Raw genomic sequence first — 26,118 nt, forward strand, 5'->3', positions numbered from 1 at the left:
AGCCGGCGCCGGGGTGCGGTGGCCTGAGCCGGCGCGCCCGTTGTCTCGCCACCGGGAAATCCCGCGCGACGGCACCGCGCCCGTTCGGGCCGCACAGATCCCGTTTGGTCCTAAAAGTAAAGAAGCGTGGCCAGGGGTTCCGCTTGCTCCCTGCTTGCAGTAGAAAGGACTCAAGGCCCGCGAGACCAAAGGACATCCGAAAGGATCACCTTTAAGACGCAGTTTGGCCCACGGACCGAGCATGAACACCGGGCACCCACGCGACGTCGACCCGTCGATTACGGGCCAGCCGCACCAGGTGACGGGCGAAGTTCCCGACCTGATGGGCGACATATCGAGGACGCTTGGTAACTCGGTGCTCATGCCAGCGGCGGTACGAGTCCTCGTACCGCCGCAACCCTGTGTCCGGGCCCGCCGTCAGGCCGCCCCGCGCTGCAGCGCCTCGCACACCGCCGTCGACTCGCGCGCGCCCAGTTCGACCGCCCCGGCGCAGTGGGCGATCCAGGCCGCCATGCCCTCAGGGGTGCCGGACACGTAGCCGTCGAAGGCGGCCAGGTAGGCCGCGCGGCCCAGTTCGGCGTGGCCGACCTCGGCCGGGCAGACCGACTTGGGGTCGAGGCCGCTGCCGACCAGGACGATGCGCTCGGCCGCCCGCGCCACCAGCCCGTTGTGGGAGACGAAGGGGCGCAGCGCCAGCAGCTCGCCGTGCACCACGGCCGCCGTCACCAGGGCGGGCGCGGAACTGCCCGCGATGATCAGTTCCGACAGGCCCTCCAGGCGCCCGGAGACCTCGGTCGCGCTCGGCGGTGCCGACTCGACCAGCGGCTCGTCGACGCCCTCGCCCTCCTGGCGGGGCCGCCCGACGGCGTCCTCCCGGCTCGCGGCGGCCACTAGGTGCAGCCGGGCCAGAACGCGCAGGGGCGACTGCCTCCAGACGGACAGCAGTTGACCGGCCTCGGCGGTCAGGCGAAGGGCGGCGCCCACCACCCGGGCCTCGTCGTCGCCGCTGAAGTCGGTGCGTCGGCGCACCTCCTCCAGGGCCCAGTCCGCGCCGGACAGCGCCGCGGAGCCGCGCGCACCGCGCAGCGCCGCCTCGGAGGTGATCTCGTTGCTCCGGCGCCGCATGATCCGGTGTCCGTAGACCCGGTCCACGGCCTTGCGCACGGACTCCACGGACTCGGCCACACCGGGCAGCGCGCCCAGGGCCGCGAGGGGGTCCTCCCTGCCCGAGCCCGCTCGAGAGCTTGGGGGAGGATCGGCGGTCGCGCCTGTCGTACTCATGAGTACGACCCTACGCACCCGAGCGGCACACTCCCCGAAGGAGTGGTCTTCCTCACGCAAACTGTCACATACAGCTATTGCCGTACTACGCTTCGTGAACATGAAAATTGCTTTCGTCGGGAAGGGCGGCAGCGGCAAGACCACCCTGTCCTCCCTGTTCATCCGCCATCTCGCGGCCTCGGGCGTGCCCGTCGTCGCGATCGACGCCGACATCAACCAGCATCTGGGGGCCGCGCTCGGACTGGAGGAGGCGCAGGCCGCCGCGCTGCCGGCGATGGGCGACCGGCTTCCACTGATCAAGGACTATCTGCGCGGCAGCAACCCGCGCATCGCCTCCGCCGAGACGATGATCAAGACGACCCCGCCGGGCGAGGGCTCGCGCCTGCTGCGCCTGGGCGAGGACAACCCGCTGTACGACGCCTGCGCCCGCCCGGTGGAACTCGACGGCGGCGCCGTGCGTTTGATGGTCACCGGCCCCTTCACGGACGCCGACCTGGGGGTCGCCTGCTACCACTCCAAGACCGGAGCGGTGGAGCTGTTCCTGAACCACCTGGTGGACGGCCGCGACGAGTACGCGGTGGTCGACATGACGGCGGGCTCGGACTCCTTCGCCTCCGGGATGTTCACCCGTTTCGACATCACGTTCCTCGTCGCCGAGCCGACCCGGAAGGGGGTCTCCGTCTACCGCCAGTACAAGGAGTACGCCCGCGACTTCGGCGTCGTGCTGAGGGTCGTGGGCAACAAGGTGCAGGGACAGGACGACCTCGACTTCCTGCGCGCCGAGGTCGGGGACGACCTGCTCGTGACCGTCGGGCACTCGGACTGGGTGCGTGCCATGGAGAAGGGCCGGCCACCCCGGTTCGAGCTCCTGGAGGACGCCAACCGCCACGCCCTGCGTCTGCTCCAGGTCGCCGCCGACGCCACGTACGAGCTGCGCGACTGGGACCACTACACCCGGCAGATGGTGCACTTCCACCTGAAGAACGCCGCTTCGTGGGGGAACGAGCGGACCGGGGCCGACCTGGCGGCCCAGGTCGACCCCGGCTTCGTCCTCGGCGAGGGCGTCACCGCCCCGGCGTGAGCGCGGCCACGGCCTGAGCGCCGCCACGGCCTGGGCGCGGCCACGGCCTGGGCGCCGCTACGGCCTGGGCGCCCCGGGTACGCCTTTGGGGGCCGGGGCCGGGCGGGCCGAGAGGAAGGACGCCCAGCCCTGCTTGGGTGCCTCGCCCACTTCCAGCGTGCGCAGTTTCGCGAGGGTCCGCGGGTCCTGGGCGTCCAGCCAGTCGGCCAGCTGACGGAAAGAGACGCAGCGCACCTCGGGCTTGTTGCACACCTCCTTCACGACCTGCTCGACGGCGCGCATGTAGGTGCCGCCGTTCCAGGACTCGAAGTGGTTGCCGATGATCAGTGGGGCGCGGTTGCCGTCGTAGGCCCGGGAGAAGCCCTGGAGCAGGCCGTCGCGCATCTGGGCGCCCCAGTGGTCGAACTTGCCGGGGTCGCCCTGGGTCTGCGTGCCGGACTGGTTGACCATGAAGTTGTAGTCCATGGCCAGCTGCTCGAAGGTGCGCCCGGGGAAGGGCACCAGCTGCATCGACAGGTCCCACAGGCCCTCGCGCTTCTTGGGCCACACCTGGTTGTTGACACCGCTGCTGTCATAGCGGAAGCCCAGCCGGCTCGCCGCCTTCACGAAGTTCTCCTGGCCCTCCAGGCAGGGGGTGCGGGCGCCGACGAGCTCCTTGTCGTAGTCGAAGGGCAGCGGGGCCGCGTCCTTCATGCCGGTGTTGGACTTCCAGGTCTTCACGAACTGCTTGGCCTGGGCGATCTCGCTCTTCCACTCCTCGACCGACCACTGGCCGACCCCGCCGTCCGGGCCGCAGAAGTGGCCGTTGAAGTGCGTGCCGATCTCGTTGCCCTCCAGCCACGCCAGACGGGCCTGCTTGACCGTGTCGGCGATGCCCTTCTCGTCGTTGAAGCCGATCTCGGAACTGCCGGGGGCGTGCTGTGGGGGCTGGTACAGGCCGCGCTTCTCCTTCGGCAGCAGGTAGACGCCGCTGAGGAAGTACGTCATGGCCGCGTGGTTCTCCTTGGCGACCTTGCGGAAGTGCGAGAACAGCTTCTGACTGTCCTCGCCCGCCCCGTCCCAGGAGAACACGACGAACTGCGGGGGCTTCTCACCGGCTTTGAGCCGCTCCGGCCGCGGCAGGTACGGCTGGGCCCCGGTGTACGCGGTGGACCCGTCACCGATCAGACGGACGGCACTCCCGGGCGCCGGCGCGCCCTTGCGCGGAGCACCGTGCGTGCCCTGTCCGGGCGCCTCGGGGCCGCTCGCACAACCGGCGAGCGACGAGGCACAGGCCGCGGCGACGGCGAGGCCCGCGGCGATCCTCTGGGTGGCGGCCATGTTCCGCCCACCTTCTTCCTTCTCTCGTCCAACGCCGAGACGGCGTGTGCTGGTGATGCGCCGGGCGTGCCGACGGCGCCGCCAAGGTCGCATAGGCCGGAGGAGGAATTAATACGACAAGCCGATGAAAAGCTCACTTCACTCGTCAAGGTGACTCGACCCCCCATTTGCACTGGAAATCAACAAACACCTTTTACTTGGCATTACGATCGCTTTACCCAATGTTGAATCAGCCGGTCCCCATTGAGCCGGTCGACGGTTCCGCGACCGCACCACCCCGAGGAGACGGAAAACATGCCGGCCCGCGCCCCCGCCCACACCGTGAACTCCCCCCGTACCGAGCGCTTCCACCCGCCCCACAGCCCACCGCCGCACCCACCTCGCCCTCGTCTCGCGGGCGCCGACCTGACGGCGTCCGTCGCGGTCTTCCTGATCGCCCTGCCCCTGTCCCTCGGCATCGCCCTGGCCACCGGCGCCCCGCTGCGGGCCGGCCTCGTGGCCGCAGCCGTGGGCGGACTCGTCGCCGGCCGGCTCGGCGGCTGTCCGCTGCAGGTCAGCGGCCCCGCCGCCGGACTCACGGTGGTCACCGCCGACCTGATCCACCACTACGGATGGCGTACGACCTGCGCCATCACCGTTCTCGCCGGTCTCGCCCAACTCGGCCTGGGCTGCCTGCGCGTGGCCCGTGGCGCGCTCGCCGTCAGCCCCGCCGTCGTGCACGGCATGCTCGCCGGGATCGGTGTGACCATCGCCGTCGCCCAGCTGCGCATCGTCCTCGGCGGCAGCCCGCAGAGCTCCGTGCTCGACAACCTCCGTGCCCTGCCCGACCAGTTGGCCGGCCTCGACCCGGCGGCGCTCGCCGTGGGCGCGCTGACCCTGGCGCTGCTGCTGTCCTGGCCGCGCCTGCCCGGACGGCCCGGCGGCCTGCTGCGCAAAGTGCCGCCCGCGCTCGTCGCCGTCGCCGGGGCCACCGCCGTCGCCTCCGTCGCCGGGCTGGTGCTGCCCAGGGTCGACCTGCCGTCCTGGCGCAGCCACGCCCTCGCCGGGCTGCCCGAGGGACCGGTGCTCGGCCTCGTCGCCGCCGTGCTCGGCACCACGCTGGTGTGCAGCGTGCAGTCACTGCTCGGCGCGGTCGCCGTGGACAAGCTGGTGGCGGACCGCGCCGGACCGGCCGCCCCCGCCGGCCGCTCGGACCTGGACCGGGAACTGCTCGGTCAGGGCGCCGCCAACGTCGTCTCCGGGGCGCTCGGCGGGCTGCCGGTCGCCGGCGTGGCCGTGCGCAGTTCGGCAAATGTGCGCGCGGGTGCCGTGAGCCGGAACTCCACGATGCTGCACGGCGTTCTCGTAGTGATCGCCGCACTGCTGATGGTCCCGGCCCTGGAGCTCGTCCCGCTCGCCTCGCTCGCCGCCCTGGTGATGGCCGTCGGCATCCAGATGGTGTCCCCGCATCACATCCGCACGGTGACCCGCCATCGAGAGGTGCTGGTCTACGCCGTCACCGCCCTCGGCGTGGCGGCCCTCGGCGTCCTGCGGGGCGTGGCCCTCGGATTCGCCGTGGCCGTCGCCGTCGCCCTGCACCGCCTCGCCCGCACCCGCATCACGCACGAAGAGCGGAAAGGAGTCCACCACGTACACGTACGAGGGCAGTTGACGTTCCTCGCGGTGCCGCGGCTCACTCGTGTCCTGCACCTTGTCCCCCGAGGGGCCGACGCGGTCGTCCGGCTGGACGGCTCGTTCATGGACCACGCGGCGTACGAGTCACTGCGGGACTGGCGGCGGACGCACTCCGCGCAGGGCGGCTCGGCCGAGCTCACGGGCCCGCGTGCGGGGGTCCGCACCGCCGAGCCGGCCGGTCCGGACGGCACCCGATGCCGGTGCCGGCCCTGGACGCCCTGGCGCAACCACCAGTGCAAGGGCGGTCCGTGGACGGCACCGGCACCCGACGAACGCGGCCGGCGACTGGTACACGGCCTCCGCGCGTTCCAGCACACCACCGCACCGCACGTGCGGGCGGAACTGGCGCGGCTGGCGCGGGAGGGACAGCGGCCGTCCCAGCTCTTCCTCACCTGCGCCGACTCGCGGCTGGTCACGTCGATGATCACTTCCAGCGGCCCCGGCGACCTCTTCGTCGTGCGGAACATGGGCAACCTCGTGCCGCCGCCGGGCCGTGACGGCGACGACTCGGTGGCCGCCGCGGTCGAGTACGCGGTGGACGGGCTCGGGGTGCGCTCCCTCACCGTGTGCGGCCACTCGGGGTGCGGGGCGATGCAGGCGCTGCTCGCCTCCGGCCCCAGTTCCAGCTCCGGCCCCAGCTCCGGCTCCGGCTCCGGCTCCGGCTCCGGGCACACCCGTACGCCGCTCGAGCGGTGGCTGCGGCACGGGCTGCCCAGTCTGGAGCGGCCGGCCGACGACAGCCGCCGGGGGCCCCGGCTGGACGGACGGCCGCCCGACGACGCGCTCGAGCGGCTGTGCCTGGCCAACGTCGTCCAGCAGTTGGACCACCTGCGCGCCCACGACGCGGTGGCCCGCGCCCTGCGGGAGGGGAGGCTGGAGCTGCACGGGATGTACTTCCACGTGGGCGAGGCCCAGGCGTACCTGCTGACGGAGACGGACGGGGAGGAGGTGTTCACCCGGGTGGGAACGGCGGAGGACCCACAGGCGGCAGGCCTGTCCGGCGCCCGATCGCGGGGCGGACACCCGGGATGACGTGCCTTTCGGGGGGAATGAACCCCCGAGGTCCGTCGTCCGTGACCCGTGAGTGAGCGGGTGCCAGGATGGGGGAAGGGTTGACCGGTGCCCCCGGTGTTCGGAGAATCGGGCCCGGAATGGTTTAAACCAATTGGGACGGTATGCGATGGCAGACAACGAGCGTTCTTCACTCTCCAACCTCCTGAAGGAGGAGCGACGTTTCGCGCCGCCCGCCGACCTGGCCGCGAACGCCAACGTCACGGCGGAGGCGTATGAACGGGCCAAGGCCGACCAGCTCGGTTTCTGGGCCGAGCAGGCCCGCCGGCTGACCTGGGCCGAGGAGCCGACCGAGACGCTCGACTGGTCGAACCCGCCGTTCGCCAAGTGGTTCAAGGACGGCACGCTCAACGTGGCGTACAACTGCGTGGACCGGCATGTCGAGGCGGGCCACGGCGACCGCGTCGCGATTCATTTCGAGGGCGAGCCCGGTGACAGCCGCGCCATCACCTACGCCGAGCTCAAGGACGAGGTCTCCAGGGCCGCGAACGCGCTGCTCGAACTGGGCGTCCGAAAGGGCGACCGGGTGGCCATCTACATGCCGATGATCCCGGAGACGGCGGTCGCCATGCTGGCCTGCGCCAGGATCGGCGCCACGCACTCCGTGGTCTTCGGCGGTTTCTCCTCGGACGCGCTCGCCACCCGCATCAAGGACGCCGACGCCAGGGTCGTGATCACGGCCGACGGCGGGTACCGGCGCGGCAAGCCCTCCGCGCTCAAGCCGGCCGTGGACGAGGCGATCGGCCGTGTGGACAACGTCGACCACGTGGTCGTGGTCCGCCGCACCGGCCAGGAGGTCGCCTGGACCGAGGGCCGGGACCTGTGGTGGCACGAGCTCGTCGGGCGGCAGCCGGCCGAGCACACCCCGGAGGCCTTCGAGGCGGAGCACCCGCTGTTCATCCTCTACACCTCGGGGACGACCGGGAAGCCCAAGGGCATCCTGCACACCTCCGGCGGCTACCTCACGCAGGTGGCGTACACGCACTGGGCCGTCTTCGACCTCAAGCCGGAGGCCGACGTCTTCTGGTGCACCGCCGACGTCGGCTGGGTCACCGGCCACTCGTACATCGTGTACGGGCCGCTGGCCAACGGCGCGACGCAGGTGATGTACGAGGGCACGCCCGACACCCCGCACCAGGGCCGCTTCTGGGAGATCGTGCAGAAGTACGGCGTGACGATCCTCTACACGGCGCCGACCGCGATCCGTACGTTCATGAAGTGGGGCGACGAGATCCCCGCGAAGTTCGACCTGTCCTCCCTGCGTGTCCTCGGCTCGGTCGGCGAGCCGATCAACCCCGAGGCCTGGATCTGGTACCGCAAGAACATCGGCGGCGACCGCACCCCGGTGGTGGACACGTGGTGGCAGACGGAGACCGGCTCGATCATGATCTCCCCGCTGCCGGGCGTGACCGAGGCCAAGCCCGGATCGGCCCAGCGGCCGCTCCCCGGCATCTCGGCCACCGTGGTGGACGACGAGGCGAACGAGGTGCCCGACGGCGGCGGTGGCTACCTGGTGCTCACCGAGCCGTGGCCGTCGATGCTGCGCACCATCTGGGGCGACGACCAGCGGTTCATCGACACCTACTGGTCGCGCTTCGAGGGCCGGTACTTCGCCGGCGACGGGGCCAAGAAGGACGACGACGGCGACATCTGGCTGCTCGGCCGCGTCGACGACGTGATGCTCGTCTCCGGGCACAACATCTCCACCACCGAGGTCGAGTCCGCCCTCGTCTCCCACCCGTCGGTCGCCGAGGCGGCCGTGGTCGGCGCGACGGACGAGACGACCGGACAGGCGATCGTCGCCTTCGTGATCCTGCGCGGCACGGTCACGGAGACCGAGGCCCTGGTCGGCGAGTTGCGCAACCACGTGGGTTCGACGCTCGGCCCGATCGCCAAGCCCAAGCGGATCCTTCCGGTGGCGGAGCTGCCGAAGACCCGCTCCGGGAAGATCATGCGGCGGCTGCTGCGTGACGTGGCGGAGAACCGGCAGCTCGGAGACGTCACGACGCTGACCGACTCCACCGTCATGGACCTCATCCAGGCCAAGCTCCCCGTGACGTCGAGCGAGGACTGAGCACGGACGACCGAGCAGGGACCGAGCGAGGACCGAGCAGGAACCGAGCGGAAACCGCGCACGGTACGGGCGGTCCGGGCGGTCCGGGCGAGGACTGATTACGGCCACGAGGGGCACTCGGCGGCACACGCGCCGGGTGCCCCTCCGCGCACCCTCCGGGAAGACGCCGCGCCCACCCGTCGCACCTTGGGTGAGTTCCCGCCGCACCTTAGGTAAGCTAAGGAAAGCAACACAACTGAAAAGCTCCTCAGGTGCGCCGGGAAGTCTGGTCGGCATGTGTTCCGTCCTGCCCACCGACCGGAGGTTTCCGTGACCGCGCCCCGCACCAAGTCCGCACGCAAGTTCCTGGGACGTCTGTCCCTGCCCGAGCGGAACTTCGTCGCGGACGCCCTGCGCACCGAGACCGTCGGCGGCATGCTGCTGCTCCTCGCCGCGGTCGCCGCCCTCCTCTGGGCGAACATCCCCGCGCTGCGCGCCGGCTACGAGAGCCTCAGTCACTTCCACCTCGGCCCCGCCTCCCTCGGCCTGAACCTCTCCGTGGCGCACTGGGCCGCCGACGGACTGCTCGCGATCTTCTTCTTCGTCGCCGGGGTCGAACTCAAGCGCGAACTGGTCGCCGGTGACCTGAAGGACCCCAGAGCCGCGGCCCTGCCGGTGATCGCCGCGCTGTGCGGCATGGCGGTGCCCGCGGTCGTCTACGTGGTGACCAACCTGACGGGGGGCGGTGCGCTCGGCGGCTGGGCGGTGCCGACCGCGACCGACATCGCCTTCGCGCTCGCCGTACTCGCGGTCATCGGGACGTCCCTGCCCAGCGCCCTGCGCGCCTTCCTGCTGACGCTCGCCGTCGTGGACGACCTGTTCGCGATCCTGATCATCGCCGTCTTCTTCACCAGCCACCTGAACTTCGCCGCCCTCGCCGGGGCGGTGGCCGGCCTGGCCGTCTTCTGGCTGCTGCTGCGCAAGGGCGTGCGCGGCTGGTACGTGTACGTCCCGCTCGCCCTGGTGATCTGGGCGCTGATGTACAACAGCGGCGTGCACGCCACCATCGCGGGCGTCGCGATGGGCCTGATGCTGCGCTGCACCCCCCGCGAGGGCGAGGAGACCTCCCCCGGCGAGCGCATCGAGCACCTCGTACGGCCCCTGTCGGCGGGGCTGGCGGTGCCGCTGTTCGCCCTGTTCAGCGCGGGCGTCTCCGTCTCGGGCGGGGCGCTGGCGGACGTGTTCACCCAGCCCGAGACCCTCGGTGTCGTCCTCGGACTCGTCGTCGGCAAGATGCTCGGCATCTTCGGCGGGACCTGGCTCACCGCCCGCTTCACGAAGGCCTCGCTCAGCGAGGACCTGGCCTGGGCCGACGTGTTCGCGGTGGCCACGCTCGCCGGGATCGGCTTCACCGTGTCCCTGCTGATCGGCGAACTGGCCTTCGACGGCGACGCCGCGCTCACCGACGAGGTCAAGGCCGCCGTCCTCACCGGCTCCCTCATCGCGACGATCCTGGCGACCGTCCTGCTGAAGATGCGCAACGCCCGGTACCGCCGGCTGTACGAGGCCGAGGAGCGGGACGAGGACCTTGACGGCATCCCGGACGTCTACGAGCAGGACGACCCGGCGTACCACCTGCGCATGGCCGAGATCCTGGAGCGCAAGGCCGCCGAGCACCGCCGGCTCGCCGGACTCAAGGAGGCCGAACGGACCGGACGGCTTGCCGAAGTACCGGGCGGGGCAGGCGAGGAGAACGACAGTCCGGCATGATCTGACGGGACGGTACAAAAGACAGGACCGTTCCCAGTCGGGCAGAAGTCAGGCAGCAGTCGAAGCCGGACAGCGGCCGGACGGACGCACGGCAGAGTTCTCGGACAGGCAGGAGAGGGAGACCGCGATGAGCGCACCCGACGGCAGCCCGGTCGGCGCCGAACGCAGCATCGGCCAGCTGTTCGCCTCGGCGACCACCGAATTGTCGGCGCTGGTGCACGACGAGATCGCGCTGGCCAAGGCCCAGCTGAGGCAGGACGCCAAGCGCGGGGCGACCAGCGGCACCGTGTTCGCCCTGGCAGGCGCGATCCTGCTGTTCTCCCTACCGATGCTCAACTTCGCGCTGGCCTACGGCATTCGGACCTGGAGCGGCTGGAACCTCGCGGTCTGCTTCCTGCTGTCCTTCGCGGCCAACGTCCTGGTCGCCGCCGTACTGGGGCTGATCGGCTGGGTGTTCGCGAAGAAGGCCAAGAAGAGCAAGGGCCCGCAGAAGGTCGCCGCCTCCATGAAGGAGACGGCCGGCGTGCTGCAGAAGGCCAAGCCGCACCCGCGTCCCGCGCCGCCCGCCCTCGAGGACCGCTCCCCCGCGGCCATCGAGGCTGTGGCACGCTCGTCCTCATGACGGAGCCCGCTCCCCCTTCGGCGCAATCGACGTCGGTCGTACGGCTCGACGTGCCCGGCGGCAGAAAGGTGACCCACCGGGACGTCGCCGCCAACGGCGCACGCTTCCACATCGCGGAACTCGGCGAGGGACCGCTGGTCCTGCTGCTGCACGGCTTCCCGCAGTTCTGGTGGACCTGGCGCCACCAGCTGACCGCCCTCGCCGACGCGGGCTTCCGCGCCGTGGCGATGGACCTGCGGGGCGTGGGCGGCAGCGACCGTACGCCCCGCGGCTACGACCCGGCCAACCTCGCCCTCGACGTCACCGGCGTGATCCGCTCGCTCGGCGAGCCGGACGCCGCGCTGGTCGGCCACGACCTCGGCGGCTATCTGGCGTGGACGGCCGCCGCGATGCGCCCCAAGCTCGTGCGGCGGCTCGCGGTCGTCTCGATGCCGCACCCGCGGCGCTGGCGCTCGGCGATGCTCGCGGACGTCCGGCAGACGGCGGCGAGTTCGTACATCTGGGGGTTCCAGCGGCCCTGGATCCCCGAACGGCAGCTCACCGCCGACAACGGCGCCCTGGTGGCCCGTCTGGTACGGGACTGGTCGGGGCCGCGGCTGCCCGACGACGAGGCGGTGGAGACCTACCGCCGCGCCATGTGCATCCCCTCCACCGCGCACTGCTCGATCGAGCCGTACCGCTGGCTGGTGCGCTCCCTGGCCCGCCCCGACGGCATCCAGTTCTACCGCCGTATGAAGCGGCCCGTACGCGTCCCGACGCTGCATCTGCACGGCTCCCTCGACCCGGTCCAGCGCACCCGCAGCGCGGCCGGCTCGGGCGAGTACGTCGAGGCGCCGTACCGCTGGCGCCTGTTCGACGGTCTCGGGCACTTCCCGCACGAGGAGGACCCGGCGGCCTTCTCGGCCGAACTCGTCAACTGGCTGAAAGACCCCGAGCCCGATCGGTGACCCGGCCACCGCGCCCGGTATCCGAACGGGAACACCTGCCCTACGAACGGCCATGTGCCCGGCGCATAGGCCAATTGGAGCCCCCTGGGGCGGTTATCGACCTTGGGGTGGGGGCAGAGGACCGGGTATGGGCTGGACGCACGACTACAGTGACGTAGCACGCACCCGCCGTTCGGCGAGCGGTCCGGGCTCCCAGCATCGGGACGTCCCGCAACTGGCGAGCACGGACCCCCGGGTGGGCATTCCACGCATCCTGCGCCGCCGCGCCCGCTGGGTGTCGATGCGCCTGCGTCACCCACGCGGCTGACCCGTCACGGGTCCATCCGGCCTACAGCGCGCAGTTGTCGCTGCCCACCTGCTGGTTCGCGGCACGCCCCCGGGCGATGTCCTGCCGGATCTCGTCCACCGTGAGCGCGTAACCGGTGTCGGCGTCGTCGAGCGACTTGGCGAACACCACGCCGTACACCTTGCCGTCGGGCGTGAGCAGCGGTCCGCCGGAGTTGCCCTGACGGACGGTCGCGTACAGCGAGTAGACGTCACGGCGGATGGTGCCGCGGTGGTAGATGTCCGGGCCGTTGGCCGCGATGCGCCCGCGCACCCGCGCGGCACGGACGTCGTACGGCCCGTTCTCCGGGAAGCCGGCGACGATGGCGCTGTCGCCGCTGCGCGCGTCCGTGTCCGTGAACTTCAGGGCGGGTGCCTTGAGATCCGGCACGTCGAGCACGGCGATGTCGCGGCGCCAGTCGTACAGGACGACGGTGGCGTCGTACTTCCTGCCCTCGCCGCCTATCTGGACGGTGGGCTCGTCGACGCCGCCGACGACGTGCGCGTTGGTCATGACACGGCGTTCCCCGAAGACGAAGCCGGTGCCCTCCAGGACCTTCCCGCAGCTGCGCGCGGTGCCCATGACCTTGACGACGGACTGCTTGGCGCGAAGGGCGACGGCGCTGTCGGCCAGGGCCGGGTCCGGAGGCCGCACGTCGGTGATGGGTTCGTCGGTGAACGGGCTGAAGACCTGGGGGAAGCCGTTCTGCGCGAGGGTCGAGGTGAAGTGCGCGAACCAGTTGTCGGCCTCGTCGGGCAGCACGTCGGAGATCCCGATGAGCACCTTGGAGGTGCGGACCTCCTTGCCGATGGTCGGTATCGTCGTGGCGCCCAGGAGCGAGCCGATCAGCCAGGCGACGAAGAGCAGGGCGGCGACGTTGACCAGGACGCCGCCGGTGGCGTCCAGGGCGCGGGCCGGGGACCAGGTGATGTAGACCCTCAGCTTGCTGCCGAGGTGCGTGGTCAGGGCCTGGCCGACCGAGGCGCAGACGATCACGACGATGACCGCGACGGCCGCCGCGGCGGTGCTGACGGGTGTGTTGTCCGTCAGGGCGTCCCAGATGACCGGCAGCGCGTACACGGCGACCAGGCCGCCGCCCAGGAAGCCGATCACCGACAGGACACCGACGACGAATCCCTGGCGGAAGCCCACGACCGCGAACCACGCGGCGGCGATCAGCAGCAGGATGTCCAGCACGTTCACCGCGTCGAGCCTCGCCTCATCATGTTCCGATCGCCACAGGCCGGCCGGGGGCCCGGCTGCGGTGCCCACCCTGTCATGATCGCCAGTCGAGCGGGACCTGCCTGGCGCGGTCCCAGGGCCGCTCCCAGCCGGCGTAGTGGAGCAGGCGGTCGATGACTCCGGCGGTGAACCCCCACACCAGGGCGGATTCGACCAGGAATGCCGGACCCCGGTGGCCGCTGGGGTGGACGGCCGTGGCCCGGTTGTCCGGGTTCGTGAGATCCGCCACGGGGACGGTGAAGACGCGGGCGGTCTCCGCCGGGTCGACGACGCCGACCGGACTGGGCTCGCGCCACCAGCCGAGCACGGGGGTGACGACGAATCCGCTGACCGGGATGTACAGCCGGGGCAGCGCACCGAACAGCTGGACGCCGCCCGGATCGAGCCCGGTCTCCTCCTCGGCCTCGCGCAGCGCGGCCCGCAGCGGACCCTCGCCCTGCGGGTCGCCGTCCTCCGGGTCGAGGGCCCCGCCGGGGAAGGAGGGCTGGCCGGCGTGCGAGCGCAGGGAGCTCGCACGCTCCATGAGCAGCAGCTCGGGCCCGTGCTCGCCCTGCCCGAAGAGGATCAGGACGGCGGACTGGCGCCCCGCGCCGTTCTCCGGCGGCAGGAAGCGGCTCAGCTGGACGGGCTGGACCGTCTCGGCGACCCGTACGACCGGCTGCAGCCAGCCCGGCAGCCCCTCCGCGCTGAGCGCCGCGGAGCCGCCCCGCACGCCCCGCATGCCGCTCGCCGTCTCACTCCCCCGCGTCATCGCCACCCCCGTCGCCGTCGTCCGCCGCCGTCGTCCGTCGCTGTCGCCGTCCGGCCGTCGCCCTGACGTGCCCAACGCCCGAGGGCACCGGGATCGTTCCGCCCGCCGCGGGGCCGCGCGGGCCCCGCCGGCGTCATCCGGCCCCCAGCGGCGGTGCCGGCCTGCCGCCCGCGTCCAGGTAGGACCGCGGGGGCTTGAGGCGCTGGCCCGGGAAGCCGCCCTTCTCGTACTTCAGCAGCTTCCTCGCCTTCTCCGGGTCCGTCTCGCCCTCTCCGTAGGCCGGGCAGAGCGGGGCGATCGGGCAGGCGCCGCACGCGGGTTTGCGGGCGTGGCAGATACGGCGGCCGTGGAAGATCACGCGGTGCGAGAGCATCGTCCAGTCGCTCTTGGGGAAGAGCGCGCCGACGGCGGCCTCGATCTTGTCGGGGTCGGTCTCCTCGGTCCACCGCCAGCGCCGCACCAGCCGCTGGAAGTGCGTGTCCACGGTGATGCCGGGGCGGCCGAAGGCGTTGCCGAGCACCACGAAGGCGGTCTTGCGGCCGACACCGGGCAGTTTGACGAGGTCCTCGAGCCGTCCCGGGACCTCGCCGCCGAACTCCTCCACCAGCACCTTGGACAGGCCCATGACCGACTTGGTCTTGGCCCGGAAGAAGCCGGTGGGCCGCAGGATCTCCTCGACCTCCTCCGGGTCGGCGGCGGCGAGGTCCTCCGGGGTGGGGTACTCGGCGAACAGCGCGGGCGTCGTCTGGTTGACCCTCAGGTCCGTGGTCTGAGCGGACAGGACCGTGGCGACCAGCAGCTGGAAGGGGTTCTCGAAGTCCAGCTCGGGGTGGGCGTACGGGTACACCTCGGCGAGCTCGCGGTTGATCCGGCGGGCGCGGCGGACCAGGGCGGTGCGCGATTCGTTCCTCGGCGGCTTCGGGGCGACGGTCCTCGCGGGCGGGGCCTTCTTGACGGCGGCGGTGGCCTTCTCCGGCACGACGGTCACCTTCTCGGGGGGCGCGGCCTTCTTGGCGGAGGCCGTCTTCTTCACGGGCGCCACCTTCCCGGCGGGCACCCCTTTCGCCGTTTTTGCCATGCTTGTTCCATCGTCGGGCTCTTGTTCGCCCAAGGCGGAATTCTGACGTACAACCACCCGCGCAGCCCCCTCGACCTGTGCTCTCACCGGCGATTTGGACACCCGGCCAGCCTAGAGCCCGGCGCCGACATCCGTCCCGGAGCCCGGTGATCGGGTCCCGATTGGACCCCTGCCGCGTACCCCGGGACATCTGTGCGGCATCCTTGTGACAGATCACACTGTTTGGAACGTCCGGCAAAATGGGGAACACGGACCCCTGGCACACGGGGGAGCAGGATCCCCTGAGCAGGTCGACAAGGAGAGAACTCGTGGACGACGTTCTGCGGCGCAATCCGCTCTTCGCGGCGCTCGACGACGAGCAGGCCGCGGAGCTCCGCGCCTCCATGACGGAGGTGACCCTCGCACGGGGCGACTCTCTGTTCCACGAGGGTGACCCGGGCGACCGTCTCTACGTGGTCACCGAGGGCAAGGTCAAGCTGCACCGCACGTCCCCGGACGGCCGCGAGAACATGCTGGCCGTGGTGGGCCCCGGCGAGCTCATCGGCGAGCTGTCGCTGTTCGACCCGGGCCCGCGCACCGCGACCGCGACCGCGCTGACCGAGGTCAAGCTGCTCGCCCTCGGCCACGGCGACCTCCAGCCCTGGCTGAACGCGCGGCCCGAGGTGGCCGGTGCCCTGCTGCGCGCCGTCGCCCGGCGTCTGCGCAAGACCAACGACCAGATGTCCGACCTGGTCTTCTCCGATGTGCCGGGCCGTGTCGCCCGCGCCCTGCTGGACCTCTCCCGCCGCTTCGGCGTGCAGTCCGAGGAGGGCATCCACGTCGTCCACGACCTCACCCAGGAGGAGCTGGCCCAGCTGGTCGGCGCCTCCCGCGAGACCGTGAACAAGGCCCTGGCCGACTTCGCCCAGCGCGGCTGGCTCCGCCTGGAGGCCCGCGCGGTGATCCTGCTGGACGTGGAGCGCCTCGCGAAGCGCTCGCGCTGACGGCGGCCGTACGGCGTACTTCGACGGGCCCCTCCCCGGTGGGACGGGGCCCGTCCTCGTTCGCCCGTCGCTGTTCGCCCGTCGCTGCTCACCCGTCACTGGATGAGCCCGTGCTCCTCCAGGTAGTCCAGCTGGGCCCGTACCGACAGCTCCGCGGCCGGCCACAGGGCGCGGTCCACGTCGGCGTACACGTGGGCGACGACCTGGGACGGGGTGCGGTGGCCGTTCTCGACGGCCGTCTCGATCTGGGCGAGCCGGTGGGCGCGGTGGGCGAGGTAGTACTCGACGGCGCCCTGGGCGTCCTCCAGGACGGGGCCGTGGCCGGGCAGGACCGTATGGACGCCGTCGTCGACCGTGAGGGACCTCAGGCGCCGCAGGGAGTCCAGGTAGTCGCCCAGGCGGCCGTCGGGGTGCGCCACGACCGTCGTGCCGCGGCCCAGGACCGTGTCGCCGGTGAGGACCGCCCGGTCGGCCGGGAGGTGGAAGCAGAGGGAGTCGGCGGTGTGCCCGGGGGTCGGTACGACCCTCAGCTCCAGACCGCCCACCTTGATCACGTCCCCGGCGCCCAGGCCCTCGTCGCCCAGCCGCAGGGCCGGATCGAGCGCACGCACGCGCGTGCGGGTCAGCTCGGCGAAGCGGGCGGCGCCCTCCGCGTGGTCGGGGTGGCCGTGCGTCAGCAGGGTCAGCGCGACGCGCTTGCCCGCCTTCTCCGCCATGTCGACCACGTTGGTCAGATGGCCCTCGTCCAGCGGCCCCGGGTCGACCACCACGGCCAGGTCGGAGTCCGGCTCCGAGACGATCCAGGTGTTGGTGCCGTCCAGGGTCATGGGGGACGCGTTGGGCGCGAGGACGTTGACGGTCCGCGCGGTGGCGGGACCGGTGAGGACACCGCCCCGGGGCTGCCCGGGGAGCGCTGCTGCGTCCGTCATGCGGGGAGACCTTCCTGGACGTCTGCCGTACGGGAGCCGCGGCTCACGCGGGAGCCGCCCCGTTCGGGATGTGCCGGGTGAACTCGTCGTGGCCCGGCCAGGACAGGACGATCTCGTCGTCCACCAGGCGGGCCTGCGCGAGGACGGGGGCCAGGTCGCGTTCCCGCGCGGCCGTGAGCGCCTCGGCGGGGCCGGCGCAGGGGACCAGCTGGCGCAGGGTGGCGATGGTGGGCGGCATCATCAGCAGCTCGCCCTTGTCGTACGCGGCCGCCGCGTCCTCGGGGCGGATCCACACCGTACGGTCGGCCTCCGTGGAGGCGTTCCGGGTGCGCTGGCCCTCGGGGAGCGCGGCCACGAAGAACCAGGTGTCGTAGCGGCGGGCTTCGAACTCCGGGGTGATCCAGCGCGTCCAGGCGCCCAGCAGGTCCGAGCGCAGCACCAGGCCCCGGCGGTCCAGGAAGTCCGCGAAGGACAGCTCACGGGCGACCAGGGCGGCACGGTCGGCCTCCCAGTCCGCGCCCGTGGTGTCGCCGACGACCGAGTCGGCGTCGGGTCCCGCGAGCAGGACGCCGGCCTCCTCGTACGTCTCCCGGACGGCCGCGCAGACGATCGCCTGGGCCGCGCTCTCGTCGACGCCGAGCCGGTCGGCCCACCACGCGCGCGTGGGGCCCGCCCAGCGGACCAGGTGGTCGTCGTCGCGGGGGTCGACGCCACCGCCCGGGTACGCGTACGCGCCTCCGGCGAAGGCCATGGAGGCGCGTCTGCGCAGCATGTGCACGGCGGGACCGGCGTCGGTTTCCTTCAGGAGCATCACGGTGGCCGCGCGCTTCGGCGTGACCGGGGTGAGGGTGCCGTCCGCGAGCGCGCGGATGCGTTCCGGCCAGTCCGGGGGAAACCACTGCCCATTCGCCATGGGCGGAGGCTATCCCGTGGTGGGCGAATGTTCGAGAGGGGTCCGAGGCCGGAGCCTGTTCAGGGCCCTGCCGGGTCCTGCCGGCGGGGCCTACGGCTCCAGCTCGACCTGGATCTCCACCTCCACGGGCGCGTCCAGCGGCAGTACCGCCACGCCGACCGCGCTGCGCGCGTGCACGCCCTTGTCGCCGAGAACCTCGGCCAGCAGCTCGCTGGCGCCGTTGACGACACCCGGCTGGCCGGTGAAGTCCGGGGCGGAGGCGACGAAGCCCACGACCTTCACCACGCGCGCGACGCGGTCCAGGTCGCCCGCGACGGACTTGACGGCGGCGAGGGCGTTCAGCGCGCAGACGCGTGCCAGGCCCTTGGCCTCCTCCGGCGTGACCTCGTGGCCGACCTTGCCGGTGACCGCCAGCTTGCCGTCCACCATCGGCAGCTGGCCGGCGGTGTAGACGTACACGCCGGAGCGCACGGCCGGCTGGTAGGCGGCCAGCGGCGGCACGACCTCCGGCAGCGTCAGGCCCAGCTCGGCCAGCTTCGCCTCGACCGCGCTCATCCCTGCTTCTCCCGCTTCAGGTAGGCCACCAGCTGCTCCGGGTTCGGCCCGGGCACGACCTGGACGAGCTCCCAGCCGTCCTCGCCCCAGGTGTCCAGAATCTGCTTCGTGGCGTGGACGAGCAGCGGCACGGTTGCGTATTCCCACTTGGTCATGGGCCGACTGTAGCTCCTGTCGTACGCCGGTCACGCGGCCGACCACGACAACGGTTGTCCACAGCCTCCCGCGTGCGAGGAGCTCGGACTGGTTAGGCTCGAAGGCGTGAGCAGGCTCCAGGTCGTCAGCGGCAAGGGCGGGACCGGAAAGACGACGGTCGCCGCCGCTCTCGCGCTGGCCCTGGCCACGGCGGGGAAGCGCACGCTCCTCGTCGAGGTCGAGGGCCGGCAGGGCATCGCACAGCTCTTCGAAACGGAGGCGCTGCCCTATGAAGAACGGAAGATCGCGGTCGCTCCCGGGGGCGGGGAGGTGTACGCACTCGCCATCGACCCCGAACAGGCTCTGCTGGACTACCTCCAGATGTTCTACAAGCTGGGCAGCGCCGGCCGGGCCCTGAAGAAGCTCGGCGCCATCGACTTCGCCACCACCATCGCGCCCGGTCTCAGGGACGTCCTGCTGACCGGCAAGGCGTGCGAGGCGGTACGGCGCAAGGACCGCGGCGGACGGTTCGTCTACGACTACGTCGTCATGGACGCGCCGCCCACCGGGCGCATCACCCGCTTCCTCAACGTCAACGACGAGGTGGCGGGCCTGGCGAAGATCGGCCCGATACACAATCAGGCGCAGGCGGTGATGCGGGTGCTGAAGTCGGCCGAGACGGCCGTGCACCTGGTGACGCTGCTGGAGGAGATGCCCGTCCAGGAGACGGTCGACGGCATCGCCGAACTGCGCGCCGCCCGGCTGCCGGTGGGCCGGGTCGTCGTCAACATGGTGCGTCCGCAGGTGTTGGACGCGGAAGACCTGGAACTCGTACGGACCGTTCCGCGTGCCGCTCTCGCCCGGTCGCTGTCATCCGCCGGACTCGGCGGCGCGCGGCGCGGCGGGAACGCCGAGCGGCTGGTGGAACCGCTGCTGGGACAGGCCGAGGAGTACGCCGAGCGGTACACGCTGGAGGAGGAGCAGCGGTCCGAGCTGGGTGAGCTGGGCCTGCCGCTGCACGAACTGCCACTGTTCGCCGAGGGCATGGACCTGGCGGGCCTGTACGAACTGGCGACCGAGCTGCGGAAGCAGGGGATGTCATGAGCCCGGACCCGGCGCAGGCACACGAGACGCCACGCGCGCGTGAGACGTCCCGTACGCACGACAACCCACGCGCGCACGAGAGCGCCCGTCGTCTCGCACCCGCGCGCATGCTCGACATCGATCCGCTGCTCGACGACCCGGAGACCCGGATCGTGGTGTGCTGCGGCTCGGGCGGGGTCGGCAAGACGACCACCGCAGCCGCCCTCGGCCTGCGCGCCGCCGAACGGGGCCGCAAGGTGGTCGTCCTGACCATCGACCCGGCCCGCCGGCTCGCCCAGTCCATGGGCATCGACTCGCTCGACAACGTGCCGCGCCGGGTGAAGGGCACGGAGGGCGGCGGCGAACTGCACGCCATGATGCTCGACATGAAGCGCACCTTCGACGAGGTCGTCGAGGCGCACGCGGACCCCGAGCGGGCGGCCGCGATCCTGGCCAACCCCTTCTACCAGTCGCTCTCCGCCGGCTTCGCGGGCACGCAGGAGTACATGGCCATGGAGAAGCTGGGCCAGCTGCGGGCCAGGGACGAGTGGGACCTCATCGTCGTCGACACCCCGCCGTCCCGCTCCGCGCTGGACTTCCTGGACGCCCCCAAGCGGCTCGGCTCCTTCCTCGACGGCCGGCTGATCCGGCTGCTGACGGCCCCGGCGAAGCTGGGCGGGCGCGCGGGCATGAAGTTCCTGAACGTCGGGATGACGATGATGACCGGCACGCTCGGCAAGCTGCTGGGCGGTCAGCTGCTCAAGGACGTCCAGACGTTCGTGGCCGCGATGGACACCACCTTCGGCGGCTTCCGCACGCGCGCGGACGCCACGTACAAGCTGCTGCAGGCGCCCGGGACGGCGTTCCTGGTGGTCGCGGCCCCGGAGCGCGACGCGCTGCGCGAGGCCGCGTACTTCGTGGAGCGACTGGCCGCGGAGAAGATGCCCCTCGCCGGTCTGGTGCTCAACCGGGTGCACGGCAGCGGCGCCGGCCATCTGTCGGCCGAGCGGGCGCTGGCCGCCGCGGAAAATCTTGAAGAGTCCCGCATTGTGGATCAGGAGGACGGGAAAGAACCTTGTAACTCCCCCGACACGTACGGCGGTTCGGACTCTCCCTCTTCCCACCCCGATCCCGGTGCTACGCGCGCCGACACCCCCGCGCCCACCGGCACCGATGCACCCCCCGACACCGATGCGCCCGCTTCCGCCGACGCCCCCGACCCGGACCCGTCCGTCGACCAGGTCACCGCGGGCCTGCTGAGGCTGCACGCCGAGCGCATGCAACTGCTCTTCCGCGAGCAGCGCACGCGGGACCGCTTCACCGCCCTGCATCCCGAGGTGGCGGTGGCCGAAGTGGCCGCGCTGCCCGGCGATGTGCACGACCTCTCGGGGCTGCGGGACATCGGAAACAAGCTCGCGGACAACCGCCGCGAGCTGCCCGAGCCGAGCGCCTGACGCGCGCAGCCCAGGGGACGCCTCAGCCCAGTCCAGCCCGATCCGATCCAGCCCGTCCCAGCCAGATCCAGTCCGATCCGGTCCGGTCCGGTCCGGTCCGGTCCGGTTCAGGAGGATGCTCAGCCCACCGCCGCGTAGTTCTCGTACACCTGGCCGTCCTCCAGAGGCACCAGGCCCACCCCGCGCTCGTACTCCATGCGCGCGGTCTCCAGCAGCCGGCGCCAGGACGTGACGGTCGGCCTCCGGCGCAGCAGTGCGCGGCGCTCACGCTCCGTCATGCCTCCCCAGACCCCGAACTCCACGCGGTTGTCGAGCGCGTCGGCGAGGCACTCGGTGCGAACCGGACATCCGGTGCACACCGCCTTGGCCCTGTTCTGCGCTGCTCCTTGAACGAACAGTTCATCCGGATCGGTAGTGCGGCAGGCCGCCTGCGCACTCCAGTCGGTTACCCAGCCCATACCGGCGCCGTCCTCTCCCGAATCGAGGCTCCCCCACGGCGGCAGCGGCATATTCACCGCCGCCAGTTGAGGACGTTACGGAAGGTGGGCACGGCGCAACACCCCCAGCGGGCCCAATCTTGAATGGTCCGAACGGACTATGGGGAAGCGGCAGATCACCCGGGGGAGTGAGCTGGCGACATGTGCGGCATTACCGGCACCATGGGGCAATTACGGTGCGCCACAACGGACGCCAGGTGGCACACGAGGTGATTTCGGGCGCACACCCAACACGCCCTCGCGGCACGCCCCGACACACTCCCGGACCCGTCCCGTCCGAAAAAATCGAGCGGACCCGGAACCTTTCGAGGCCGCCGGACGTATTGATACGTGGCCACACGGCTGTGACAGTGAGAGCAGCTTAGGCCAAGGCATATACGCGTGTCCGGCGAATGAGAACGTAGGCTGCCCTCATGCCAAAGAAGCGCTCCGGTGGAGGCCTGTCGCCCACACAGCAGGCCGCCAAGTTCCTCGGTGTCAGTGTGCTCGCGGGAGTCGTGATGGCCGGCATCGCGCTGCCCGCGGCCGGCGCGCTGGGCCTGGCGGCCAAGGGATCGGTCGAGGGGTTCGACGACATCCCGGCCAACCTCAAGCGTCCGCCGCTCAGCCAGCGCACCACGATCCTGGACAACCGGGGCCACCAGATCGCCCAGGTCTACTCCCGCGACCGTACGGTGGTGGAGCTGAAGAACATCTCGCCGTACATGCAGAAGGCGATCGTCGCGATCGAGGACTCGCGCTTCTACGAGCACGGCGCGATCGACCTGAAGGGCGTGCTGCGCGCGCTCAACAAGAACGCGCAAGAAGGCGGGGTCACCCAGGGCGCCTCCACGCTCACCCAGCAGTACGTCAAGAACGTCTTCGTGGAGGAGGCCGGCGACGACCCGACGAAGGTCGCCCAGGCCACCCAGCAGACCCTCGGCCGCAAGATCAAGGAACTGAAGTACGCGATCCAGGTCGAGCAGGACCTGGGCAAGAACAAGATCCTCGAGAACTACCTCAACATCACCTTCTTCGGCCAGCAGGCCTACGGCGTCGAGGCCGCCTCACAGCGCTACTTCTCCAAGCACGCCAAGGACCTGACCCTTCCGGAGGCGGCGCTGCTGGCCGGTCTCGTCCAGTCGCCCAGTTACTACGACCCGGCCAACGACCCGGCGAAGGCCACCAAGCGACGCAACGTCGTGCTGCAGCGCATGGCCGACGTCGGCGACATCTCGCAGGCGGAGGCCGACAAGGCCAAGAAGGAGCCCCTGGGCCTGAAGGTCACCCCGCCGCGCAACGGCTGCATCACGGCGGTCAAGGGCGCGGGCTTCTTCTGCGACTACGTCCGCGCGGTGTTCCTGAACGACCCCGTCTTCGGCAAGACCAGGGAGGACCGGGCGAAGATCTGGAACCAGGGCGGTCTGACCATCCGCACGACGCTCGACCCGCAGGCGCAGGAGTCGGTGCAGAAGTCGATCCGGGACCACGTCAAACAGAGCGACGACGTGGCCACCGCCGCCGCCATCGTCGAGCCCGGTACCGGCAAGATCCTCGCCATGGGCCAGTCCCGCCCGTACGGCTTCGGCAAGAACGAGACGCAGATCAACCTCTCCGTCGACGGCGCCATGGGCGGCGGCGCCGGCTACCAGCCCGGTTCGACGTTCAAGCCGATCGTCGCGGCCGCGGCCCTCGAGCGCGGGATGCCCCCGACGAAGTCGTACGCCTCGCCGTACAAGATGGACTACCCGACCCCGGTCTCGGCCTGCGGCGGCAGGACGTGGAACGAGAAGGGCGTCCCGGTCGAGAACGAGAACGAGGCGGAGGTCGGCCCCTACGCCATGAAGGAGGCGACCGCGAAGTCGGTCAACACCTACTACGTGGAGCTGATCAGCGAGATCGGCATCTGCCCGGTGACGGAGATGGCCAAGAAGATGGGCGTCGAGCGGGCGGACGGCAAGAAGATGACCCAGGCCCCGTCCATCGCCCTCGGCACCCAGGAGATGTCTCCGCTGACCATGGCGAACGGCTACGCCACCTTCGCCTCGCGCGGCATGTACTGCACCCCGGTCGCCATCGCGTCGATCAGCCAGCGCATCGGTGACAAGAGCAAGTCGCTCGCGGTCCCGAAGACGACCTGCTCGCGCGCGATGTCGGAGAAGACCGCCGACACCATCAACACGCTCCTCAGGGGCGTGGTCGAGGACGGTACGGGTACGCAGGCCGGCCTCGGCAGCCGCGCCAGCGCCGGCAAGACCGGTACGACGGACTTCCGCTACGCGGCCTGGTTCGTGGGCTACACGCCGAACATGGCCGGCGCGGTCTGGGTCGGCGACCCCGCGCACAAGCGGAGGATGGTCGACATCTCGATCGGCGGCGTCTGGCACTCCAAGGTCTTCGGTGGCCAGGTCCCCGGCCCCATCTGGCGCGACATGATGAGCGGCGCGCTCGAGGGCAAGGACGCCCCGTCCTTCCAGCTCGTGGACATCCCGGACCCGGAGAGGAACAGGGACAGGGACGAGGACGACAGGGACGAGGACCAGGGCAGGGGAAGGGGAAGGGGCCACGGGAACGGCGGAAACAACGGCGGGTTCCTCGGCGGTCTGATCGGCGGAAACGGCGGGAACAACGGCGGCGGCCCCGGCCCGAACCCGTCCTTCTCCGTCCCGGAGGGCTTCTTCCAGGGCCAGGGCGTTCCCCGGGGCACCGACAACGGGGGCCAGCGCGGCTGACGGGCCTGCCGGCCACCACGGGAAGAACAACGGCGAAGGGGCGCACGGCTGAGAGCCGGCGCCCCTTTCGCTGATCAGTTGCCGATCCGCTGCCGGTCCGCTGCCGATCAGCCCGCCAGCAGCTTCTTGACCGCGGCGGCGACCCGGCCGCCCTCGGCCTGCCCCGCGACCTTGGGGTTCACGATCTTCATGACCGCCCCCATGGCCCGCGGCCCCTCGGCACCCGCCGCCCTGGCCTCCTCGACGGCCTGGGCGACGATCGCGTTCAGCTCCTCGTCGGACATCTGCTTGGGCAGATAGGCGGCGAGCACCTCGCCCTCGGCCTTCTCCCGCTCGGCCGACTCCGCACGACCCCCCTGCGCGAAGGCCTCGGCCGCCTCCCGGCGCTTCTTGGCCTCCTTGGTGATCACCTTGAGGACCTCGTCGTCGGAGAGCTCGCGCTTCTCCTTGCCCGCGACCTCCTCCTTGGTGATCGCGGCAAGCGTCAGCCGGAGCGTCGAGGAGCGGAGCTCGTCGCGCTCCTTGATCGCGGCGTTGAGGTCATCGTGCAGCTTCGACTTGAGCGTGGTCATGGAGGTGATTGTCGCAGCTACGGCCGCGTCCCCGCGCGTCAATTCACGGGGCCCGCGGGTCGGCTCCCCGGCGAACCGCGGCTGATTTTCCCTGCGAGGACGGGCCTGAGACGATGGGCACATGCGCGCGCGATACGGAATTCCCCTGGGCATCACGGCGGTTGCGGCCGCAGGCCTCCTCTACTCGGCGGGTTTCGAGGCCCGCTCCTTCCGCCTGAGGCGGGTGACGGTCCCGGTCCTGCCCTCCGGCATGCGCCCCCTGCGCGTCCTGCAGGTCTCCGACATCCACATGGTGAGCGGCCAGCGCAAGAAGCAGCGCTGGCTGCGCTCGCTGGCCGGCCTGCGCCCCGACTTCGTGATCAACACCGGCGACAACCTGTCGGACCCGGAGGGCGTACCGGAGGTCCTGGACGCCCTCGGCCCCCTGATGGAGTTCCCGGGCGCGTACGTCTTCGGCTCCAACGACTACTACGGCCCCAAGCTGCGCAACCCCGCCCGCTACCTGATGGAGAAGACGACCGGCCGCCACGGCCTGAACGGCAACCCGCCCGCCGTGGGGGTGATCCACAACCCGTGGGAGGACCTGCGCGACGGCTTCGACGAGGCCGGCTGGCTCAATCTGACGAACACGCGCGGCACCCTCAAGGTCGAGGACGTCTCGGTGGAGCTGACCGGCCTGGACGACCCGCACATCAAGCGGGACCGCTACGCGCGGGTCGCGGGCGGCCCCTCCGACACGGCGGACTTCTCGATGGGCGTGGTCCACGCCCCGTACCTGCGCACCCTGGACGCCTTCACGGCCGACGACTACCCCCTGATCCTGGCCGGCCACACCCACGGCGGCCAGCTCTGCATCCCCTTCTACGGCGCCCTGGTCACCAACTGCGACCTCGACACCGACCGGGTGAAGGGCCTGTCCACCCACACCTCCGAGGGCCGCACCTCCTACCTCCACGTCTCCGCCGGCTGCGGCACCAACCGCTACACCCCGGTCCGCTTCGCCTGCCCACCGGAGGCGACGCTGCTGACGCTGGTGGGGCGGGAGTAGCCCCCCACCCCCACCTGCACCCC

Annotated in this window: 23 protein-coding genes; 12 read left to right on the top strand and 11 right to left on the bottom strand. The window is 71.2% G+C overall.

Annotation, left to right across the window (positions count from 1 at the left end; translation table 11 throughout):
- Window positions 1–417 precede the first annotated feature (417 nt).
- Entirely contained in the window at window positions 418–1,281 is an 864-nt protein-coding gene (locus RH94_RS08855) for a Fic family protein (RefSeq protein WP_073947074.1), read from the bottom strand.
- Between the two features lie 100 nt (window positions 1,282–1,381).
- Here RH94_RS08855 and RH94_RS08860 point away from each other — a divergent pair, with 100 nt between their 5' ends.
- Window positions 1,382–2,362: an ATP-binding protein gene (locus tag RH94_RS08860; protein WP_073947075.1), complete on the top strand. Its 981-nt coding sequence runs from the start codon at window positions 1,382–1,384 to the stop codon at window positions 2,360–2,362.
- A gap of 57 nt (window positions 2,363–2,419) precedes the next feature.
- Here RH94_RS08860 and RH94_RS08865 read toward each other — a convergent pair whose 3' ends face one another.
- Window positions 2,420–3,682, bottom strand: a complete 1,263-nt coding sequence (locus RH94_RS08865; RefSeq protein WP_073947076.1) for a polysaccharide deacetylase family protein — start codon at window positions 3,680–3,682, stop codon at window positions 2,420–2,422.
- 294 nt (window positions 3,683–3,976) lie between these two features.
- On the opposite strand from RH94_RS08865, the gene RH94_RS08870 reads away from it, so the two are divergent.
- From RH94_RS08870 to RH94_RS42810, 6 genes are all read left to right on the top strand, one after another.
- Window positions 3,977–6,388: a SulP family inorganic anion transporter gene (locus RH94_RS08870; protein WP_073947077.1), complete on the top strand. Its 2,412-nt coding sequence runs from the start codon at window positions 3,977–3,979 to the stop codon at window positions 6,386–6,388.
- A 148-nt stretch (window positions 6,389–6,536) separates the two neighbouring features.
- Window positions 6,537–8,501 (top strand): acetate--CoA ligase, encoded by a 1,965-nt coding sequence (gene acs / locus RH94_RS08875; RefSeq protein WP_073947078.1) that lies wholly within the window; start codon window positions 6,537–6,539, stop codon window positions 8,499–8,501.
- 309 nt (window positions 8,502–8,810) lie between these two features.
- A complete protein-coding gene (nhaA, locus tag RH94_RS08880) occupies window positions 8,811–10,250 on the top strand; it encodes a Na+/H+ antiporter NhaA (RefSeq protein WP_073947079.1) in 1,440 nt (479 codons plus the stop codon).
- 127 nt (window positions 10,251–10,377) lie between these two features.
- Entirely contained in the window at window positions 10,378–10,872 is a 495-nt protein-coding gene (locus RH94_RS08885; RefSeq protein WP_073947080.1) for a phage holin family protein, read from the top strand.
- Window positions 10,869–11,819: an alpha/beta fold hydrolase gene (locus RH94_RS08890; RefSeq protein WP_073947081.1), complete on the top strand. Its 951-nt coding sequence runs from the start codon at window positions 10,869–10,871 to the stop codon at window positions 11,817–11,819. Before RH94_RS08885 ends, RH94_RS08890 begins: the two co-directional genes overlap by 4 nt.
- Before the next feature lie 127 nt (window positions 11,820–11,946).
- On the top strand, window positions 11,947–12,126 hold the full coding sequence (locus tag RH94_RS42810; RefSeq protein ID WP_073947082.1) for a hypothetical protein: 180 nt from the start codon (window positions 11,947–11,949) through the stop codon (window positions 12,124–12,126).
- 21 nt (window positions 12,127–12,147) lie between these two features.
- Here RH94_RS42810 and RH94_RS08900 read toward each other — a convergent pair whose 3' ends face one another.
- The 3 genes from RH94_RS08900 to nth all read right to left on the bottom strand — a co-directional run bounded on the left by RH94_RS08900 (window position 12,148) and on the right by nth (window position 15,215).
- Window positions 12,148–13,347, bottom strand: coding sequence for a MarP family serine protease (locus tag RH94_RS08900; RefSeq protein WP_073947083.1), 1,200 nt, complete (start codon window positions 13,345–13,347; stop codon window positions 12,148–12,150).
- Window positions 13,348–13,420: 73 nt separating this feature from the next.
- Complete coding sequence (locus tag RH94_RS08905) at window positions 13,421–14,137, bottom strand: NUDIX hydrolase (protein ID WP_073947084.1); 717 nt, start codon at window positions 14,135–14,137, stop codon at window positions 13,421–13,423.
- A 133-nt stretch (window positions 14,138–14,270) separates the two neighbouring features.
- A complete protein-coding gene (gene nth / locus RH94_RS08910; protein WP_079188947.1) occupies window positions 14,271–15,215 on the bottom strand; it encodes an endonuclease III in 945 nt (314 codons plus the stop codon).
- Window positions 15,216–15,523: 308 nt separating this feature from the next.
- Between nth and RH94_RS08915 the strand changes: the two genes are divergently transcribed.
- Window positions 15,524–16,198: a Crp/Fnr family transcriptional regulator gene (locus RH94_RS08915; protein WP_073947085.1), complete on the top strand. Its 675-nt coding sequence runs from the start codon at window positions 15,524–15,526 to the stop codon at window positions 16,196–16,198.
- Between the two features lie 95 nt (window positions 16,199–16,293).
- On the opposite strand, the gene RH94_RS08920 is transcribed toward RH94_RS08915, so the two are convergent.
- The 4 genes from RH94_RS08920 to RH94_RS39495 all read right to left on the bottom strand — a co-directional run bounded on the left by RH94_RS08920 (window position 16,294) and on the right by RH94_RS39495 (window position 18,750).
- The gene (locus tag RH94_RS08920) at window positions 16,294–17,127 is read right to left on the bottom strand and encodes an MBL fold metallo-hydrolase (RefSeq protein WP_073947086.1); all 834 of its coding nucleotides are present in this window, start codon (window positions 17,125–17,127) and stop codon (window positions 16,294–16,296) included.
- A gap of 43 nt (window positions 17,128–17,170) precedes the next feature.
- Complete coding sequence (locus RH94_RS08925; RefSeq protein ID WP_073947087.1) at window positions 17,171–18,040, bottom strand: NUDIX hydrolase; 870 nt, start codon at window positions 18,038–18,040, stop codon at window positions 17,171–17,173.
- A gap of 90 nt (window positions 18,041–18,130) precedes the next feature.
- Window positions 18,131–18,595, bottom strand: coding sequence for a RidA family protein (locus RH94_RS08930; RefSeq protein WP_073947088.1), 465 nt, complete (start codon window positions 18,593–18,595; stop codon window positions 18,131–18,133).
- Window positions 18,592–18,750, bottom strand: a complete 159-nt coding sequence (locus RH94_RS39495; protein WP_073947089.1) for a DUF4177 domain-containing protein — start codon at window positions 18,748–18,750, stop codon at window positions 18,592–18,594. Before RH94_RS39495 ends, RH94_RS08930 begins: the two co-directional genes overlap by 4 nt.
- Window positions 18,751–18,856: 106 nt before the next feature.
- Between RH94_RS39495 and RH94_RS08940 the strand changes: the two genes are divergently transcribed.
- Complete coding sequence (locus RH94_RS08940; RefSeq protein ID WP_073947090.1) at window positions 18,857–19,834, top strand: ArsA-related P-loop ATPase; 978 nt, start codon at window positions 18,857–18,859, stop codon at window positions 19,832–19,834.
- On the top strand, window positions 19,831–21,267 hold the full coding sequence (locus tag RH94_RS08945; protein ID WP_073947091.1) for an ArsA family ATPase: 1,437 nt from the start codon (window positions 19,831–19,833) through the stop codon (window positions 21,265–21,267). Before RH94_RS08940 ends, RH94_RS08945 begins: the two co-directional genes overlap by 4 nt.
- A 119-nt stretch (window positions 21,268–21,386) precedes the next feature.
- Here RH94_RS08945 and wblA read toward each other — a convergent pair whose 3' ends face one another.
- Window positions 21,387–21,725, bottom strand: coding sequence for a transcriptional regulator WblA (gene wblA / locus RH94_RS08950; protein WP_181447120.1), 339 nt, complete (start codon window positions 21,723–21,725; stop codon window positions 21,387–21,389).
- Between the two features lie 452 nt (window positions 21,726–22,177).
- On the opposite strand from wblA, the gene RH94_RS08960 reads away from it, so the two are divergent.
- Window positions 22,178–24,475 carry a transglycosylase domain-containing protein gene (locus RH94_RS08960; RefSeq protein WP_073947093.1) on the top strand — a complete coding sequence of 766 codons (2,298 nt, stop codon included), beginning with the start codon at window positions 22,178–22,180 and terminating at the stop codon, window positions 24,473–24,475.
- Between the two features lie 107 nt (window positions 24,476–24,582).
- Here the strand turns inward: RH94_RS08960 and RH94_RS08965 are convergent, their stop codons facing one another.
- On the bottom strand, window positions 24,583–25,047 hold the full coding sequence (locus RH94_RS08965) for a GatB/YqeY domain-containing protein (protein ID WP_073947094.1): 465 nt from the start codon (window positions 25,045–25,047) through the stop codon (window positions 24,583–24,585).
- A gap of 121 nt (window positions 25,048–25,168) precedes the next feature.
- On the opposite strand from RH94_RS08965, the gene RH94_RS08970 reads away from it, so the two are divergent.
- Window positions 25,169–26,095: a metallophosphoesterase gene (locus RH94_RS08970; RefSeq protein WP_073947095.1), complete on the top strand. Its 927-nt coding sequence runs from the start codon at window positions 25,169–25,171 to the stop codon at window positions 26,093–26,095.
- The last annotated feature ends 23 nt before the right edge of the window (window positions 26,096–26,118 follow it).

Origin of the sequence: Streptomyces kebangsaanensis (assembly GCF_001906585.1) — a bacterium.
Lineage (GTDB): Bacteria > Actinomycetota > Actinomycetes > Streptomycetales > Streptomycetaceae > Streptomyces > Streptomyces kebangsaanensis.